Source organism: Rhizobium cauense, assembly GCF_019511525.1.
Lineage (GTDB): Bacteria > Pseudomonadota > Alphaproteobacteria > Rhizobiales > Rhizobiaceae > Rhizobium > Rhizobium cauense.
Window position 1 is genome coordinate 253229 of record NZ_JAEUAT010000006.1, and the last position, 18042, is coordinate 271270.

Here is an 18042-nt window from a genome sequence, read left to right on the forward strand (position 1 = left end):
TTGAGAACGCTTATCGTTGAAGACGAGATGTTGCTCGCTATGGAATTGGAAAGCGAGATCGAGGCAAGCAGTCATCAGGTCATTGGGATTGCTGGAAATTATGAGGAGGCAATCCAGCTTATTGACCAGGGTAGCCCAGAATTCGCATTTGTAGATATCCAGCTCCGCGATGGCCCGACCGGTATTGATATCGGCCGCAAGCTGAGCTCGAAGAGTATTCCCTTCGTTTTTGTCTCTGGAAACCTCAAGAGAATCCCATCCGACTATGCGGGTGCCCTAGGCGCCATAGAGAAGCCCTATACGATCAACGGCCTCAAAAATGCACTATCTTATGTCGACGCAGTAGTCTCGGGATCGCGTCCACCCTCCCCTCCCCCCAGCCTCCTTGTGTTCGAGCCACCCGGTGAATCAGACGCGGAAGTCACGTCAAGACAGCGGCAAAGCGGCGCTGCGGCCTAAGCCTTTCACCGCCAATCGCATCCTTCCGGATGCGCCCCTGCCCCGTCGCTAAGGCCTGTAACGGTGATGTCTCTGCGGTAAGCGCCCTCACTGAACCCGGCGTCTCCGTTACAGCCAGCCAATCCGGCGAGTGGCGAAAGCTCACTGGGTTGGCCGGCTTTTGTTGCAAGATGCATTTACAAAAAATTCCATGAATTTGGCGCTAACATCTTGAACACTGAATGTCTTGAGACAATCTCAGCTCTGCCTGGAGATTTTCGCTCCCATGCTGAAGGTTTTTAGGAGGCACAATGATGAGAATTCGAAGCTAAGATCCGCGTCAGGTTGGAGCCGCGACGCCGATATGGCCTAGCCGGTCCAAGAGGCCAACACGTCTACCACGTCTGTGATCGTGGACAAATTCACGGCACCCCGGGGCTAGGACATGCCTACAATAAGGATCGTTGGCCCTTGGGCGGTTGAACTCGCGACGTCGTTTGAGGACGTTCGCGCTTTTGTTTGCTGGAGAGCTCTCATGAGGCTTGTACAACTGACGTTGATTGGGCAGGCAGCGATGCCCGTGTTCATAAACCCGGATCAGGTGGTCGCCTTGGTGGCGCTACCCGACCGAACACAGATTGTCACTAGGGCCACGAGCGCTCACGGAGCGTCAATTGTCTACGATGTGACAGAATTGGCTGCAGAGGTCGTTCGACAGCTATCGGCCAATGTCACGACTGGCCCGCAAGGTCGAGCGTGAAATAAACGCGCATAGGAAGTAGGGAAGCATTCTCCGGACTTCCTGACTGCGGCGCCGCGGGCTCGCCTGTGGATCCGAATCCGTCGGTTTGGGTCGCACGCCCCATCGGAGCTTCGCTCGGCGCGTTCCATTCCTAATTCTTGGGAAACTGGCCATCGTTATGCCGCACAATGTATCTGGCGTACAATTGCAGTTAGGGGGAACATTGCGGCAGGCGCAAGGTTAGGCGACGCCATTCCCGCTTGTTCCCTTCTCCTGCGGCGGGTACCTCGCCGGGGAGCGGCGCGCCCCGCTCCCGGCATTTTCCTGCAAAATTTCTTGGTTCGAATGTCGAAAATTTAGCTAGCAGAGCCATATTTAAAAGGTGCGCTGACGCGTCACCCCTCACCGCCAGTGCACGGCCGGCTCATGAAGGCGAGTGGAGTGCTGCAATGATTGAGCCGGCCGCCGACCCCAAGTCGGAAACGCAGAATATTCCAATGGCACCTCAATCGGGCGATCTGTTGACGTCCGCCTACAGTTACAAACCAAGCGCTTCCAGAGCCTGCCGCAGGTCGATCGGCTTAGAGAGGCAGGGGATGTCGCACAAGCCCTCAGGCAACGAGGCGGCTTCATAGCCTGTAACAAAGACCACCGGCGTCTGCCGCTCTCTTAATGCCTCTGCCGCCGGATAAACTTGCTGACCGCCGAGGTTGACGTCGAGAATGGCGGCGTCGATAGTCGAACCAGACGCGATAGCCTCAAGAACGTCTTGAAGCGTAGCAAAGGGGCCGACAACTGCGAGGCCTGCCTCCTCGAGGCTCAATTGTAGATCATCCGCCAATATGTACTCGTCTTCAGCCACGAGCACTCGACGACCAGCATGCGTGCGATCAGACATGCGCGGCCTCCTCCATCGTTTCTGACACGGGGATAACGATGTCGCAGTGCACGCCAGTTGAACTCATGATGTAGCTGGTCTTTGCCTTTAGCTGATAAGGCAGAGCTTTCTCGATGAGTTCGCGTCCTTGGCCCGAGCCTTGCGGCGCCGCTCCAGCGGGAGGCATTGCTACGCCTACCTCTCGCCACTCGACCCGCAGCCAGTGCTTCCCATCGTCCTCCAAAACCAATGACCACGAGACGAACAGACGTCCGTTCTCCTGGCGAAGAGCTCCGTATTTGACAGAATTGGTGGCAAGTTCGTGCAGAGCCATTGCCAAGGTCTGTACCGTCGACGACCGTAAACGAACGTTGGACGGGCCATTGAGCCGCACCTTGCCCTCACCGCCGCCCATGGCACTCATTTCGGTCGTGATCAGTTCGTCGAACGTTACGCGGTCATGCGTATCGAGCCGCGACAGCAGTCCCTGTACGCGAGCAAGAGCCTCGATCCTATCCTGGAAGCGCTCCCGAAAATCGGCGAGATCGGAACTCGCACGGGCCGTTCTCTCCGCCATCGCCTTGACCACCCCAATGAGGTTCCTCGTCCGGTGCTGAAGTTCTGTTACAAGGACCGCCTGCCTTTCCTCCCATTGCTTGCGCTCGGTTACATCCTGGCCCACTTTCAAAAAGCCGCGGCCATCTGCCAGAGGTCGCGTTGAGCCCTCAATGAAGACTCGGCCGCCATCTTTTCGCAGGTGCCAGCGCACATTGGGCGAGTAATTTTTTACACGGGCCTGGGCCATCTCCCACTCGGGCACATTATTTTCCCGATCCTCGGCGGTGAAGGTCATTGCCGCGTTCTTGCCAATTGCTTCGTTGGCTGTCCATCCGAACACTGCTTCAGCACCCGGAGGCCATGTCTGGATAATTCCGTCGACGTCGGTTGTGAAGATCGCATAATCACGTGCACTTTGAAGAATTGCTCTGTAGCGTTCTTCACTGACACGAAGCGCCATCTCGGTCCGTTTGCGTTCAGTGATGTTCGTGAAAAGCACAGCAACACGGTTGCGCTCCTTGTCGAGAGTGAAAACGTTCAGGTCGAAGGTGAGGCCAAGCGTAGCCTCTGTTTCTTCCACTCTAAGCGGCTCGTTGGTATCAAGCGCCTTGCCAAACATGCGCGCCCATCGGGGGTTGGGGGTGCCGAGGAGTTCGGTCGCCGTCTTACCAACCGGATACGGCATCGTGGTGTGAACCAGAAATGCCGGGTTCACCTCAAGGAACCGAAAATCATGCCAGGTCCCCCTTGCATCCTTCAGGACTTCAACAACGGCATAGGCTTCATCCATTGAGTCAAAGAGTGAGCGATAACGTTCCTCGCTTTCGCGAAGCGCATCGGCACTGAGCTTCTGCTGGGTAATATCCCTCCAGAAGCAAGCGACGCCGCCGTCTGGCGTTGGGTAAGCACGTACGTCCACCCACATGTCGCGTCCATCTGGCCAGAGGTAGCGGAATTGAATTTCGCCGGGAACACGCTCGGCCATGATCCTCTTGTAGAAATGACCAAGCTCCGATTGTTCGGTGCCGGGGAATGCATCCCAGTGCGAACGACCGACAAGTTCATCGCGCCGCCGGCCGTCCAGCCGAAGCGTCTCCTCATTCACCTCAATGATGATGAACGTTGGACTGAACAGCGCAAAGCCCTCCGCCATGGAATTTAGAACGTTGCGAAGTCGCTCCTCGCTTTTGCGCAAAGCAAATTGAGAGCGTTTAACTTCGTCGATGTCGCTGATGGCGCAAACTGCGCCAACCACCTCACCCTTGTCATCGTGAATGGGGGTTGACGCAAACTGCTTCCAGAACTGCTCTCCACCTTCCTTACCGTAGAGCATTTCGAGGCCAGGGGTGACCTTCTCGCCCCGCAACGCTCGCGCACCAGGAAAATCGTGTGGAGCAATGGGCTTTCCGTTGACGTCCCAGCTTCGCCACAAGGACACACGCTCCGGATCCCGAGAGGGAATGAAGTCGGGAATGAGGTCTGTGAACGCCCTGTTTGCCAGCTTGACGGCGCCATCGGCGCCAAGCACTCCGATTGCGGCGGGAACGCCCTCAACAAGGGCTGCAAGTTGCCGCTCGCTTGATTGCAGTTTCTCCTGGGCCTGCCTAACGGCTGTGACATCGGTCGCGGTGCCGAGCCATTCGGTGATCTCGCCTGACTGGTCGAAGACGGGAACGGCGCGGGAGGCCGTCCAAGCCTGCGTCCCGTCCGCCTTGTAAACGCGGTGTTCAAGCGCGAAGGGTTCCTTTTTCCCCATTGCGGTGGCCATAGCGCCCAACACGCGCGGCTTGTCGTCTTCCACGATGTAGGTGTCGAGCCAACTCTTGTCTGTTACGGCATCTCGTAACAAGCCTCGGCCGTCAAGAGACCGCATCTCACTCCAATCCGGGCTCATCCTGTACATGACATCTGAGCTTGCTGCGACGAAGCCACGAAAGCGGGCTTCACTTGCCTCGATGAGTGCCGCCGCATCCCTAGCCATAGTTACGTCCTCAATGGCGAGTAGGATGAGCTGCACATGGTCAATACGGCGCGCATTCAAAAGGAAGGTTTTGGGGCCGATGGTATCGAAATCGTGCCGTACCTCGAAATCGTCAAAGACGTTGTTCTGTGGCAGGATTTCCTCTAGAAGACTTCGCAGACGGGGGATATCCCACTGTCCGTTTCCAAGTTCGTAGACCAATCGTTCTTCTGTCTCGGACGGGTGGACCCTGAACGTCTCATAGAACGTCTTGTTGGCACTCCTCACCCGCAGGTCCCATCCAAGGATGAGCAAAGAGTCGCGCGAGGCATCGACTATCCTTTGCGCATATTCCTTCTGACCTTCGAGTTCCCACCTGGCTTGTTCGCGGTCGCTCACGTCTTCGATAGAGACAAGGACGCGATTGCGGTTGGCGCCTTCCGGCATTTTGTAAGCGTTCATAACCAACGTTCGCTCACCGATCCGCTCGAACGTGTGCTTGACCCGGTAATCTCTAACTTCGCTATCCTGGGGGAGAACCGTTTCGAGCAGCTCTCGAAGTTCCGGAATGTCCCATTGACCGTTCCCCAACTCGTAAAGCTTCACGCCCTGTGTCTCATTTTCCTTTACCTTGAACATCTCCAGGAAGGCCCGGTTAATCCTCTCCACCCGGAGATTATCATCGAGCACCAGAAGCGGATGCCTCATTGTTCTCAAGATGGCGTCGGCATAGGCAGGATCATCACTAAAACCCGCTCGAGAGTTCAAAGGTTGGCTAAGCCCGTCGCTTGTCATCGCGCCACCGTTGATCGTTCAGCTCAAAGATCCCTTCGGGTCATGTCCCGGCACTCAATGTGCCTCTTCTGAAGGCTCTTATGAATATGGCGGCCCGGCCCGGTATGACAAGACGACGGTCGGTGCCGGCATACCAAGCCGCTAACCGAGCTTGAGTGGTGCAAGGCGGTGTCAAGCATCGAGCAAGACATTTGTGACGCCAGCAGTGGCAACGATCCGGCAACCCTCGAACATACCGCCCGTGGCACCTGTCTACTCAGCCGTGATGGCGACCACACGAAACCGCGCCGCGGGATGCCACGGCACGGCTCCGGTCGATCAGACGAAGCAGCAGGTCGAGGGTTGCGACGTTCTGATTATCAGGCCAAGACGCGCAGGCGAGATGCTTCCTTTTCGTTGGAGGGACCGGGATGCCTTCGGGATGCTTGAGGCATACGTTCGAAGGGCTCTAAAGAACGGAGCGCCGGTCAGCACCTAGGCGCTTTTTGCCGCTCGGGCTTACGGTTCTTCGCCGCTACCCTTCTTCGAATTAGGCTGGGACGATGGAACGCTCTTGCGCACTCATCGTTTCTTTCGGAGGCAAGCGAGATTCCAATGCGATACTTCTTCCACATGCGTTCGCACCATGGCGACGAAACCGACGATCAAGGTCTAGAATTCCCATCCTTGGAAACCGCGCGCGGCCAAGCCGAGGAAGCTGCTCGCGAGATTGTAGCCGAACTGGTGATGCAGCAGGAGCGTATCGACGGCACGCGGTTCGAAATCACCGACGAACACGGACGCATTCTAGCCACCGTTCCCTTCAGGGACGTCGTGAAGCTCGATTAGTAGGAGCAGAATACGAGCCCGAAAGTGGTCGCGAGGGAACGCAGCGAGAGGCCTACTCGCGCTCAGCAACCGCTCGGCCTGCCCCGTCACCGTGGTGGGAACGTCGACGCCATTCGTCGGATCATTCGGGAGAACGCCGATCAAAATGTTGGATGAAAGAGGTATCGTCAAAACCACGGCCGGCAACAACCAAAGCATGCGCAAAGATCAATCATTTCTTCCTTCAAGGTCGGCAAGCCGGCAAGTGATTTGGTAGGTGAGGAGAGGCGCTTTGACGACCGGCGGCAAGTTGGACCCGCCAGTCTTTGCAGATGAGGAAACATCGAAGGTCTTCAGGCCTCTCCTCGGCACCGAAACAACCAGCTCGTGGAAATGTTCCCGGCCTGCCAAAAACCAAACAACTTCGTTGGTCCCGAAGTCACCGATGAAGCTCACTTACTCTCCGAGGCCAATTCCCCGGCGGGACACGCGGGGTTCCAGATCCGCTTCGATGCCTCTTGAAGATGACATAAACCACGTAGCAGAGCGCGCCTAACGCGAAGCCAGCCCCTGGTCTCTTCATAGTTGTGAAGGAGAACATGACGGCTATTGGCCCTCAGAAGAACGTGCAATCTGAGAGATGAATGCCATAGTCGCCCGCAAGCGTAGGAAGTGAGCAGCGAGCGTCCAATTACCGCGCCTCCTCGTGGTGACGAATGATCAAAGTATTTGGGTCGTTCCATCGGTAGGCCGCTAGACCGCTATTCTTGGAACTCCTTTCAACGAGCGGCGTTCTTCGACAAAAGGAGAACCGTGATGCATCTTATCGACACAAAGGTTGTACACCAGGAAAACATGCTCGTTGTGGATTTCATCGGCGAAGGAGGCGAAGTAATTTCAGTTCGTCTGGATGAAGGTGACGGGCAACTTGATGACGCTACTGCAATTGATCACGCGAAAGTAATGATGGTGCAACTCACCGCGTTCGATACCCAGGAACGACCGGCTATTAACGCTTACGATGCCTTGAGCAACGGTAACCTTGATGCTGAGGTCGACCCTCTGGCAATTACTGATGCCCCTTCAGATGTAACCACGCATTGAGGATTTTACTTTGAAGATGATGAAAACGCGTCGCCCGAGTCCAGAAGCGCCCGAGTAAGTGGGCGAAGCCCCTACATGGTCTCTGTGTCGACAACAGGCCGTTCGGTCAAAAACTCCTACGCCAATCGTGTGCGAGGCGAAATGAATTGAAGTAATAAGAAGGCCACGCGCCTTTCAACCTGCCCTGTCCAAGTGAGCGCCTCGGAGAGGAACGTTTGCTCTCTGTCTGGTCAATGGAAGGGACATCAGTCGCCCATGCTCTGCCTCCGGGATACCGTAGCATTCCCCTGCAAATTTGATAAGACGCGGGCGATCGCGAATTTCGAGGTGGCCTCGGGACGACCGGATCAGGTGCTCACCTTCGAGAATGTGGATTGATTCCGTCACCGACGAGCGGCGGGCGCCAAGCATGATCGACAAGTACTCATGGGTAAGGCCGAAGGCGCTATCAGCAGAGCGGTCATCCACCATGAGCAGCCAGCGGGCAAGCCGCGTTGGAATGTCGAATTTGCCGTTGGCGAGCGCCGTGTGACTGACCTGAATACTAAGCGACCTCGCGAAGCGGCCGGCCAGGAGACTTAGATCCGGCACATCGTGAAGAACTTTCGTAAAATCCGTCACAGACATCGCCAGCGTCTCTCCTTCGATCTGATTGATGAGTTCATGAGGCGTCTGATTGTCGCCTAACGCAATACCCGTCCCGGTCATGCCCTCCTTGCCGATCAGCCCGGCCTCGATCCTCGATCCGTTACTCCCTACCGCAACGAGGGATGCGATACAGTCAATCGGAAAGAACACACGATTGATGGTTTGGTTCACTTGTTCGAGAACAGCTCCCCTGGGCAGACGGATGTGACAAAGTAGTGGGAGTAGCTCCGCTAGACTCTCCTTCGGGAGACGGGCGAGTATTTGATTGCGCAAAGCCCGTTCCATCGTCACCGAACTTGGCCGAGCTGCCCTTGAAAAGCCCAGCGCCAATCCCTCGTCGTTGAGAGGTTTGCGAAGAACGATCTTGTCGGCATGCCGTGCAGGAACAACGTCGGGCTCGTAGCCAGTTGCGAACACGAAAGGAAGACCCCGCCGTTCAAGTTCATCTGCCACCGGAAAAACCATCTCTCCACCCAAGTTGATGTCGAGGATCGCCCCATTAAGGTCTGGCCTCGCAGCGATCATCCCGAGCGCGTCCTCTACGGTGGGGGCGGCACCAGTAACAATGACATCCATCGCAGCGAGACGGGAGGTCAGGTCACTGACGGCAAAGTAGTCGTCTTCGACTAACAGAATGTGTTTTCCTGCAAGGGTCGACCTTATGGCCATGGGAGTCCTGAGCTCCTGCTTCGTTTTAGATACCATAGATGGATCATCGCTCATCTCTGGCAAGGAATTCAAAGCGGGTATCGGCGTCATCCCAACTGGGAGGTTCACGTGAAATGGCTTGGGGAGAAGCAAGAAGCTGACCACTTTCCTAAGCCGACACTCTGATCTTTTCGACGAAACACAATATTGCCGATCGCGCTTCCTATTGGATCTTCTCGGTTCCGAGTGGCGTTTTTACGCCGGTTGGGCCGCTGCCGCTCCCGCTTGGTGAAGGGGACCGATCGGTGGCTTCTGGAGGCCGGCCGCTCCCTCCGGGCTGATTGTTGTCAAAGGTTCCGGGTCCGGAAGGCTGGGAAGTGATCGGATCAGGCGCAGTGGAGGCGCTCGTCCGGGGGTCTTTGTCGATGCCCTCTCCCCATATTTCCACACCCGCCCACGCAACCATGGCTAGAAGAAGCCCGCAGACCAAGACATAAAAGACCGGTCGCCCAAAATTGCCTTGCCTGGCTTCCGTTGCCGTCTCCGTCACCTTTGACTTGTTCCCGCTTGAATCCCGGACGCTGGCCATAGCTTACTCCTGAAGAGCGTTGAAAAGAGACCTAGACGCAGCCTGTGTGCGTGGATGCGGATTGGTCCTGCCTTAAACGCTAACTCGAAAGCGTCCACTCTGTTCCACGACTTGATATCCTGATGCGAGCCACCGTCCTGAAACGCAGACGGGATTGTCCGCATTTCGAGCCACAGAAAGCCGGTCAGCTTAACCGTTACTGTTGGCATTTCTCTCGTTACAAGGGTCACGATCCGCGAGCAGAGCGGCGGTTGTCCCGCGCATGCGGGCACCACCTACTGATCGACGATCAGAATTTTTTCAAGAAGATCCAGACTCTCCGGAGGGGTGCTCGTCCTACTGAATATAACCCGATTGCCTTTCAGCCTAAGCGCCTCGATTTTTTTCCAGGCAGCCAGTTGGGATTGCCGGGGCCTTTTTGTAAAATCGAGGGCGATCCCCGCCGGTCCTGAACTCAAAGCAGTGACACCGACAGCGGCCGCCTGCGCTTTTATACGGCTAAGGCGTAGCAATGTCATTACCTCCACCGGCGGATCCCCGAAGCGATCAGACATTTCCTCTTCCAGATCAACGAACTCCGCTGGAGTGGTCGCTCGCAGCATGCGGCTGTACAAGTTTAGCCTCACAGCTGGATCTGGTACGTACTCAGAAGGTATCGTTGCAACCAAACCTATATTGAACGATGGCATCTGACGACGCTGCGACTTCTCCTTTCGCAACGATGCAACAGCATCGCGAAGCAATTCCTGGTAAAGCGAGGTGCCTATCACCTTGATGTGTCCAGCCTGATCGTTGCCCGTCAATATACCCGCACCGCGCAGTTCCAGGTCTTGCATCGACAGACTGGTGCCAGCACCAAGGCGATCCATGGTCATGATCGAGTCCAGGCGGGCGCGGCTTTCCTCGTTCAGGCTCCCGTCTCTCTCCGTCAGCAGATAAGCCAGACCTTGTGCGCGCCCTCTTCCTACCCGGCCACGCAATTGGTGGAGTTGTGCCAAACCGAAACGATCTGGCCTCCAGATGAAGATTGTGTTCGCTGCAGGCACGTCCAGCCCGCTTTCTATGATGTCAGTCGACAGAAGTACGTCGCCATGGCCCTGTGAGAAACGAGAGACCGTATCTTCCAGTTTTTCCGCAGCCATTTTTCCATGAGCGACGAGAATATTGAAATCAGGTGCTAGTCTCGTGAGCATGCGCTGAAGCGGCGCAATGTCGGCGATACGCGGAGCAACAAAGAAGCTTTGCCCTCCACGCCGTCTCTCCCGCTGTAACGCTAAGCGGACCGTCGTCTCGTCGAATTCGAGGACCGAAGTGCGCACCGGCCGTCGGCGTGCCGGGGGCGTCGACAAAAGGCTCACGTCCTGAACTCCCACCAGAGCTGCTTGCATCGTTCTTGGTATGGGGGTGGCCGACATGGCCAGACAGTGAACATTGGGGAAAAGGCTTCGCATCGCCCGCTTATCCTCGGCGCCGAAGCGATGCTCTTCATCGATAATGACCAGCCCCAGCTTGCGGAAGCGCACATCCTTGCTCAGTATCGCGTGGGTCGCGACAATTACGTCGATTTCGCCGTCTTCAGCCGATCGGTGTGAGTGCGCCAGTTGACGGCGTGAGACAGCTCGAGACAGCAGCCGCACGGTTTTGCCAACCGCTGCAAACCTCCTTTTGAAGACCTCGAAATGCTGACGAGCAAGAACGGTGGTTGGAGCCACAACTGCAACCTGCATTCCCGAAAGGGCCACGATGGCCGCGGCACGAAGGGCGATCTCGGTTTTGCCGTAACCTACATCGCCACAGATCAAGCGATTCATAGGCTGGCCACTGGCTAGATCCGACGCGCAGGCCTCAATCGCAGCCCGCTGATCTGCCGTCAGCGAATACGGAAAACGCGCAGTGAAAGCCTGGTATCGATCTTGAGGAGCTTTCAAGACAGGCGATTTGGTGAGTTGCCGCTCTCGCGCTTTCTCAAGCAAGTATCGGGCAGCATCCAGGATATCATTTTCGAGTTCGGCCCGTTTTTTTCTCCACGCATCGGTATGGAGGCGGTCCAGGGCGACCGATCCCACCTCGCTGCCATATCGCCATAGCAGAGAAAACTCTTCCATGGGGACGAGAAGGGAAGCTCCCCCATAATATTCCAGGCGGACCGTATCCTGCTCTATCTCGTCTACCCTGGCGGTCTCAATGTCTCGCAAAATGCCCACACCGTGCGTCTCATGGACGACCACATCACCAATGCCCAGGGCGGGCGCGCCGAGTGCGGGCGGGGAGGCGGAGAGATCGCCACGTGACGGGCCGAAGACGTCATCGCAGGTTACCACCACAAGCCTTTGCTCGCGGTCGATAAATCCGCTGGTCCAGGGAAGTGCGATACTGGAAAGGCGAGCGCCATCTTGCATGCAGGTCTTCCAGTCATGGACATAGTTGACCTCTTCACCAAGGGTCGCTTGCAAGCGATTGCAGGTTCGCGCCAAGCGCTGTTCGTCCCCGGTGATCACGACTTGAGAGGTTGTCATAGCCTCCTTCACGAAGTGAGAAAATGCAGCGAAGCCCTTCTGCAAGGAGGGAAGGGCCTGGTAGTCCGCCGCGGAGATCTCTGAGCGGCTCGATGGGCATTCATCGCCCCAGGCTTGTCGATCCAGATACAATCTACTTTCCGACGCAAGTTCCGCCGTAGCTCTTGCCTCGTCAATGATGTCCAGATACTCGTCCACTCTGTCATCGACGCCGTCCTCGAAAACGAACGCCGACGGTTTGAAGATATCGAAAACGGACTGCAGATTGTCGTATCGGCTCATCATTTGCCTATAGACAGGAACGGTGTCTGCAAATTCCTCGGTATCGTCGTTGCGACAGATGATCTCGGAGGCTGGCCCGACAATCATCGTCTCCGCGCTCGACTGAGTACGCTGCGTCAGACGATCATAACAACGAAGCTCGGACACGTGACCGTCTTCATCGAAATAACATCGCATCGGCTGAGATGCGCCAGCCGGGTATATGTCTATAACGTCCTTTAGAATGGCGACTTCACCTGGCTCGTCTACGACACCGTCCGCCACGTATCCGGTTTGGAGAACAAAGTCCTTAAAAGCGCCCACATCGAGCTTCTGGCCGACCGAGAGGTGAAACGAGGATTCACGGATGACTTGAACCGGTGGAACGCGCTGAAGCAAAGCCTCCAGCGATGTTATGCAGAGCCTCTTGCTTTGCGTGACCATCAGCCAATCACGCAAGGCACCCATTCGCATACCCATTGATGCTCGCGAGGGCGGGATTCGATCAAAGGGGAGGCAATCCCATGCGGGAAAATAGAGGAGGTCACGATCGGACCAAAGCGGCTTAGACGCTTCGAAAATTCGTTTTGCACCGGCGTCCGACCGCGCGACGAAAACCGTGTCGATGTTCGTCTCGCCTTCAATAAGCTGCCGAAGCTTGCAGGCTGTGTAGGATGCCGGTGCGGAAAAACGAAAGGATAGTCCTGTTGACTTGCTGTAAGGATTGTTCACGGAAGGGTTCCGGTAAGAGTGGATCCCAAACAACGACCGTTGCTCTCCCAGGTTCCATCGATCCTTGGCATAACCAGCGCCGCCATCACCCCCCGGTGGCCCCTTAAGGTCGCGAGAGCTCTCCGCGACGGGGCTGCGCTAATGAAATGCTCTTGGTCAGGGAGACGATACAATTCCTCTTCGACACCCTAGGTGCAATCTGCAACGACATGTCCAAAAAAAGCATCATCATTTGCGGAACTTTTTCCCCCGGTCTTTCTTCCGGCCATTGGGGATGATCTCCTCTCGTCGAGTTTGTGGGGAAAGCAGATATCTCTATGATGACAGACGCAAGCCTGAGCCCCCTATGGTGGCATCAATCGACAATCTACCAGGTCTATCCACGCAGCTTTGCTGATAGCAACGGCGATGGGGTCGGCGACCTCGAGGGCATTATTTCAAAACTGGAGTATCTAAAAGCTCTTGGGATCGAGATCATCTGGCTATCGCCGATTTACGCTTCTCCTATGGACGACAACGGGTACGACATCTCGGATTACTCCGCGATAGCGCCGGAATTCGGTACGCTTGCGGATTTCGATCGCCTTGTCGCTGATGCGAAGAGCCGCGGTATCGGCATCATCATGGACCTCGTGGTAAACCATACTTCGGATGAGCATCCCTGGTTCATCGACGCCCGCAGTTCGACAGACAGCGCCTATCGAAATTATTATATCTGGCGGAAGCCAGCCGAGAACGGCGCTCCCCCAAATGCTTTGACATCCTCCTTTGGGGGGTCAGCGTGGACCCTCGACCCCATAACAAACGAGTACTATCTGCACCTCTTTTCCAGACGGCAGCCGGATCTGAACTGGGAAAACCCGAGCGTTCGGGAAGAGATCTACAAGATGATGAACTGGTGGCTCGATCGGGGCATTGCCGGCTTCAGGATGGACGTCATCGACTATATCGGCAAGCAGGTCGACCAATCCATCGTCACGGATGGTCCCCACCTCCATGACTACCTGAAGGAAATGCACCAGGCAACCTTTGGCAGCCGGGACGTGCTAACGGTTGGCGAGACCTGGAGCGCAACGCCCGGTTCGGCGCTTCTTTATTCAGGCCGCGAGCGCAAGGAACTTTCCATGGTCTTTCAGTTCGAGCACGTGACCCAGCAATGGGACGAGATCTACGGGAAGTGGCGCTCAAGGCCCTTCGACCTCGTCAAGCTGAAGTCGGTCCTCAGCAAGTGGCAGTATGCTCTGTCCGATGACGGATGGAATTCACTCTTTTGGGGAAATCATGACCTGCCCCGCGCGGTGTCAAAATACGGAGACGTCAAGGGATTTCCGGTCGAGTCAGCCAAAATGCTCGCAACAGTCCTTCATCTTCTGAGAGGCACACCATTCGTCTATCAGGGCGAGGAGATAGGAATGACCAACGCGCCCTTCACCAAGATCGAGCAGTACAGGGATGTCGAGACGCTCAACATGCATCGTCTCCACCTTGAGGCTGGCCTCTCCCCCGAAGAGTTCATCAAAGGCGCCAGTGAGAACGGACGTGACAATGCCCGAACACCAATGCAATGGACATCTGGGGCCAACGCCGGCTTCACCACAGGCATTCCGTGGATCGAAGTCAACCGCAATTATACGGCCATCAACGCTGAACGTGCCGTGACTGATGAACAGTCCATCTGGAACCACTATCGCAAGCTGATCGCGCTCAGGAAGAAGCACTCAGTCATCGTCTATGGCCGTTACCAGTCCTACCTCGATCAGCATCCTGACGTCTTCAGTTATACGCGCTCGCTGAACAGCGAGCGTTTAGTCGTCATGGCAAACTTTTCCGCGCGGACGATCTGCGTAGACATGCCGAATGAGCTTCAGCTATCGGGTAGCTGCTTGATCAGCAATTACAACCCTATCGATCAGGTGCCCGCCATGCTCAATCTGCGCCCATACGAAGCCTTCGCCATTTTAGCTGAGACGGACTGATCGGCGGAACAAAGGCTTTCAGCGGTAGTTCTTCATGACCCGCGCATTCTTTCGCTGACCTTTGTGACCTCCAACCTCCAGGAGTACCTATGAGCGTGACGCGCCAAGCACCCGCCCACTCTCTTATGGATAGACAGCAAAGACGTTATCCGGTCGGTGCGGAGCTCATTGGTGATACAGCGTCATTTCGGGTATGGGCACCAGCACAGGACGGCGTTTGGCTCCTCATTGGCGATGGACGTGAATACGCGATGGATCCGGAGGAAGGGGGCTACTTCCGCCTTGATCTGAAGAATGTGGGAGTAGGCGCTCTTTATCGCTTCAGGCTTCAAACTACTTCGGACCTAGCTGCGGATCCTGCCTCGCGCTTTCAGCCAGAGGGACCAACAGGCCCTTCGATGCTCATCGATCCAGGCGCCTATACCTGGCGGGATGAAGATTGGCGCGGCATCAGGCGGGAGGGCCAAGTCCTCTACGAAATGCATATCGGCACGTTCACGCCCGAGGGAACGTTCGCTGCCGCGGCGGTGAAGCTCCCTCTATTGAAGGAAATTGGTATAACCTGCCTGGAAGTCATGCCGGTAAACGAGTTCTGCGGCGCTTTCGGATGGGGATATGATGGCGTCCTGCCCTATGCGCCGACAAGGCTCTACGGGACGCCCGACGATCTACGGGCGTTCGTGGACACCGCCCATGAGCTTTCGATGGGCGTCATCCTCGACGTGGTTTACAACCACTTTGGCGCCGGCGACAGGTTCAACGACTTTTCGCCGGATTATTTCACGACACGCTACTCGAACGAGTGGGGCAGTTCGATCAATTTCGATGGCGACAACTGCAGCGGCGTGCGCGAATTTTTTGCGAAGAATGCCGCCTACTGGATCGACGAATACCATTTCGATGGACTGCGCATCGACGCGACCCAAGCCCTCTACGACAGTGGCGAAGACCATATCATCACTATGATAGGCCGCGAGGCTCGCGCGGCCGCGCCAAACAGATCTATCTATCTCGTGGGAGAAAACGAGCCGCAGGAAACGCGGCTTGTTCGCACTCCAGAGCACGGAGGCAACGAACTCGATGCGCTCTGGAACGACGACTTCCATCATTCGGCGATGGTTGCGCTCACAGGCAAGAATGAGGCTTACTACCACGACCACCTTGGGCGCGCGCAGGAGTTTGTCTCGGCGGCGAAGTACGGTTATCTTTTCCAGGGTCAGCGTTACGACTGGCAGGACGCGCCACGCGGGCATCCGGGACTGGATCTTGCTGCCTGCAACTTCATTCATTTCCTGCAGAACCATGATCAAATCGCCAACTCCGGCACGGGCGTGCGCCTGAACAAGCTCGCCTCGCCGGCGCGTGTTCGAGCCTTAACTGCGTTACTCTTGTTGGGGCCGCAGACACCTATGTTGTTTCAGGGGCAGGAGTTTGGCGCATCCACTCCGTTTTATTACTTCGCAGACCACTCGGGGGATCTCGGGGAAATCGTTCGCAATGGGAGAATTGATTTTCTGAGGCAATTCCCGAACCTCCAGGATGAAGTATTTGCCGAAGCGATGGCCATTCCGGGAGCCCGCACAACTTTCGAGCGTTCAAAGCTTGCTTGGTCGGAGAGAGAAGCAAACGCCGATATCGTGGCTTTGCACCGGGACCTTCTGGCGATACGCAGGCAAATAAAGGCGATCTCCGCGCCAAACACGGCGTTGCGTCCGCTTGACGGAAGTGTGCTCGACAAGTCGGCATTTCTTCTTCGCTATTTCGCAGTGGAGCCTCAAGATGAGCGGGTGCTCCTCGTTAATCTTGGTGTCGACCTCGCAGTCTCCAGCCTTGCCGATCCTCTCTTCTCACCTCCGGGCGGCTACCAATGGGAGGGGGTATGGTGGAGCGAAGATTTTTCGTATGGCGGCGCCGGCAAGCCCCCTGTCGGCTTGCAAAAGCGATGGACGCTCAGTGCCGACAGTGCAATGCTACTCGCGCCCGTACCAGAGAAACGTCGCCGTACTCCGTCTCCCAAAAGGCTGGCTGCCTGGCAAAGTACGATTACGAATACACCGGCAAGTTAGGCTTCCGCGAGGCAGCGTGCGCTCTGCGACGCAGGTCGACTGCCCTGCGATGCACACGCCCGATGGAACTCCAGAAATTCGAATGAACGGGCAAGGTTTACGCTTTATTAACCGCACCGTTTCTAAGCTTGTCTGATCACGAAAGGTGCTGCAGATGAAGCTCATTGCTCTTGCGCTCGCCGCCATGATGTTCGTCGCGACGCACTCCAATGCGGAACAGTGGCGGGAACCACAGTATCTGGGATATCGGTTGGACCGCGGACGACCTCTGCAGAACTGGTGGCAGCATCCAAAAGTAACCAACTATCGTCGTCTCGGGCTCAGCGATCCGGGCCCCGGCCTGCAGTGGATCAGAATCGAAAATCACTTCGTTCTTCTCAGTTCCAACACGGGCATCATTCGCGGCCTGGTAGCAACTCGCTGAATTTTGGTCTTCTGCACGATCGCGGGCCACTTCGCTGTTTCAGGCTGAACTCGTCAACGGCCAGTCGACCTTTGGAACACATGTCCCGACGAAGTGTCCTTTGTGCGTCGTGAAAACCAAGGAGGCACCATTTTGCTTGGAACGGCAACACTTTCCGAGCTTTTGGCCTCCCGTCGCCCGGAGCTTTCCAAAACAGCTAGATGACAAGGAAGACACCTGACATTATCCAAAACAAACGTTGCGACCGCGGCGTACCACCCGTCGCTCCATTTGCCTGTTATCAGTTGTAGGCCACTTTTGCTAGATTGCTAGCAGGATCGGTAGCCCAGTCTGACATCAAGGCTGGACCACCCTTCAGCCGGCGGTGCTCCGATGTTGCGAGACCCAAATCACATGTCGACTTTGGCGTTGTCGCCCATGTCTGGCTTGGAACTCGACACAGCGGCCGCTGCCATTTTGATATAACTTACGATCGTGCCGGGACTGTCCCAATATTCGGCCGACGAGGGCGTCACCTTCAAGATACGAATGGAAGGATCGTCGGGACTGTCCCACCAAGCCTTGGCGGGCGTTGCCCATAGATCGCGAATTTTTTCGCGGTCATTCTGTATTTCAGCGACGCCGGAAACCGACACGTATTTCTGACCCTTGCTGTCTGCAAACGCGAGGCACACCTGAGGATGCGAGGCGATCTCGTCGTCCTTATGACTGGCAACGTCGGTCAGAAAGTAGAATGAATTCTCCAAACGCTCCACATAGGCTGACATTGGCCGCGCTCTCAGCTCTCCAGCCGCTCTCGTTGTCAACATGCAAAAGCCTATCTTCTCGGCGAGATCCCAAACCTTGTTCTGCTCTGTTTCATTGGCCATTCAAAACTCCTATTGCTTGCTCTCATTTACAC

Annotated in this window: 13 protein-coding genes; 7 read left to right on the forward strand and 6 right to left on the reverse strand. The window is 56.2% G+C overall.

The genetic code is table 11. The features are described 5' to 3' along the window. Both JNB88_RS14180 and JNB88_RS14185 read left to right on the forward strand, forming a co-directional pair. On the forward strand, positions 1-459 hold the full coding sequence (locus JNB88_RS14180; RefSeq protein ID WP_220355999.1) for a response regulator: 459 nt from the start codon (positions 1-3) through the stop codon (positions 457-459). A gap of 514 nt (positions 460-973) precedes the next feature. Then, on the forward strand, positions 974-1198 hold the full coding sequence (locus JNB88_RS14185) for a hypothetical protein (protein ID WP_220356000.1): 225 nt from the start codon (positions 974-976) through the stop codon (positions 1196-1198). Positions 1199-1718: 520 nt separating this feature from the next. Here the strand turns inward: JNB88_RS14185 and JNB88_RS14190 are convergent. Continuing rightward, positions 1719-2078: a response regulator gene (locus tag JNB88_RS14190; protein WP_220356001.1), complete on the reverse strand. Its 360-nt coding sequence runs from the start codon at positions 2076-2078 to the stop codon at positions 1719-1721. Next, positions 2071-5370, reverse strand: coding sequence for a PAS domain S-box protein (locus JNB88_RS14195; protein WP_223217195.1), 3300 nt, complete (start codon positions 5368-5370; stop codon positions 2071-2073). The genes JNB88_RS14190 and JNB88_RS14195 overlap by 8 nt, the downstream gene beginning before the upstream one ends. 594 nt (positions 5371-5964) lie before the next feature. On the opposite strand from JNB88_RS14195, the gene JNB88_RS14200 reads away from it, so the two are divergent. Then, the gene (locus JNB88_RS14200; RefSeq protein WP_220356003.1) at positions 5965-6198 is read left to right on the forward strand and encodes a DUF6894 family protein; all 234 of its coding nucleotides are present in this window, start codon (positions 5965-5967) and stop codon (positions 6196-6198) included. A gap of 207 nt (positions 6199-6405) precedes the next feature. Here the strand turns inward: JNB88_RS14200 and JNB88_RS14205 are convergent, their stop codons facing one another. Next, positions 6406-6633, reverse strand: coding sequence for a hypothetical protein (locus JNB88_RS14205; protein ID WP_220356004.1), 228 nt, complete (start codon positions 6631-6633; stop codon positions 6406-6408). Positions 6634-6993: 360 nt separating this feature from the next. On the opposite strand from JNB88_RS14205, the gene JNB88_RS14210 reads away from it, so the two are divergent. Then, positions 6994-7281, forward strand: coding sequence for a hypothetical protein (locus JNB88_RS14210; protein ID WP_220356005.1), 288 nt, complete (start codon positions 6994-6996; stop codon positions 7279-7281). 174 nt (positions 7282-7455) lie between these two features. On the opposite strand, the gene JNB88_RS14215 is transcribed toward JNB88_RS14210, so the two are convergent. Beyond that, positions 7456-8652 (reverse strand): helix-turn-helix domain-containing protein, encoded by a 1197-nt coding sequence (locus JNB88_RS14215; RefSeq protein ID WP_223217196.1) that lies wholly within the window; start codon positions 8650-8652, stop codon positions 7456-7458. A 789-nt stretch (positions 8653-9441) separates the two neighbouring features. After that, positions 9442-12675 carry a DEAD/DEAH box helicase gene (locus JNB88_RS14220; RefSeq protein ID WP_220356006.1) on the reverse strand — a complete coding sequence of 1078 codons (3234 nt, stop codon included), beginning with the start codon at positions 12673-12675 and terminating at the stop codon, positions 9442-9444. 317 nt (positions 12676-12992) lie between these two features. On the opposite strand from JNB88_RS14220, the gene JNB88_RS14225 reads away from it, so the two are divergent. The 3 genes from JNB88_RS14225 (at position 12993) to JNB88_RS14235 (ending at position 17141) form a co-directional block, all read left to right on the forward strand. Continuing rightward, complete coding sequence (locus JNB88_RS14225) at positions 12993-14651, forward strand: alpha-glucosidase (RefSeq protein WP_276572927.1); 1659 nt, start codon at positions 12993-12995, stop codon at positions 14649-14651. Positions 14652-14740: 89 nt separating this feature from the next. Then, positions 14741-16717: a malto-oligosyltrehalose trehalohydrolase gene (gene treZ / locus JNB88_RS14230; protein WP_223217197.1), complete on the forward strand. Its 1977-nt coding sequence runs from the start codon at positions 14741-14743 to the stop codon at positions 16715-16717. 154 nt (positions 16718-16871) lie between these two features. Beyond that, positions 16872-17141, forward strand: a complete 270-nt coding sequence (locus JNB88_RS14235; RefSeq protein ID WP_220356007.1) for an RcnB family protein — start codon at positions 16872-16874, stop codon at positions 17139-17141. 389 nt (positions 17142-17530) lie between these two features. Here the strand turns inward: JNB88_RS14235 and JNB88_RS14240 are convergent, their stop codons facing one another. Beyond that, positions 17531-18010 (reverse strand): pyridoxamine 5'-phosphate oxidase family protein, encoded by a 480-nt coding sequence (locus JNB88_RS14240; protein ID WP_220356008.1) that lies wholly within the window; start codon positions 18008-18010, stop codon positions 17531-17533. Positions 18011-18042 lie beyond the last annotated feature (32 nt).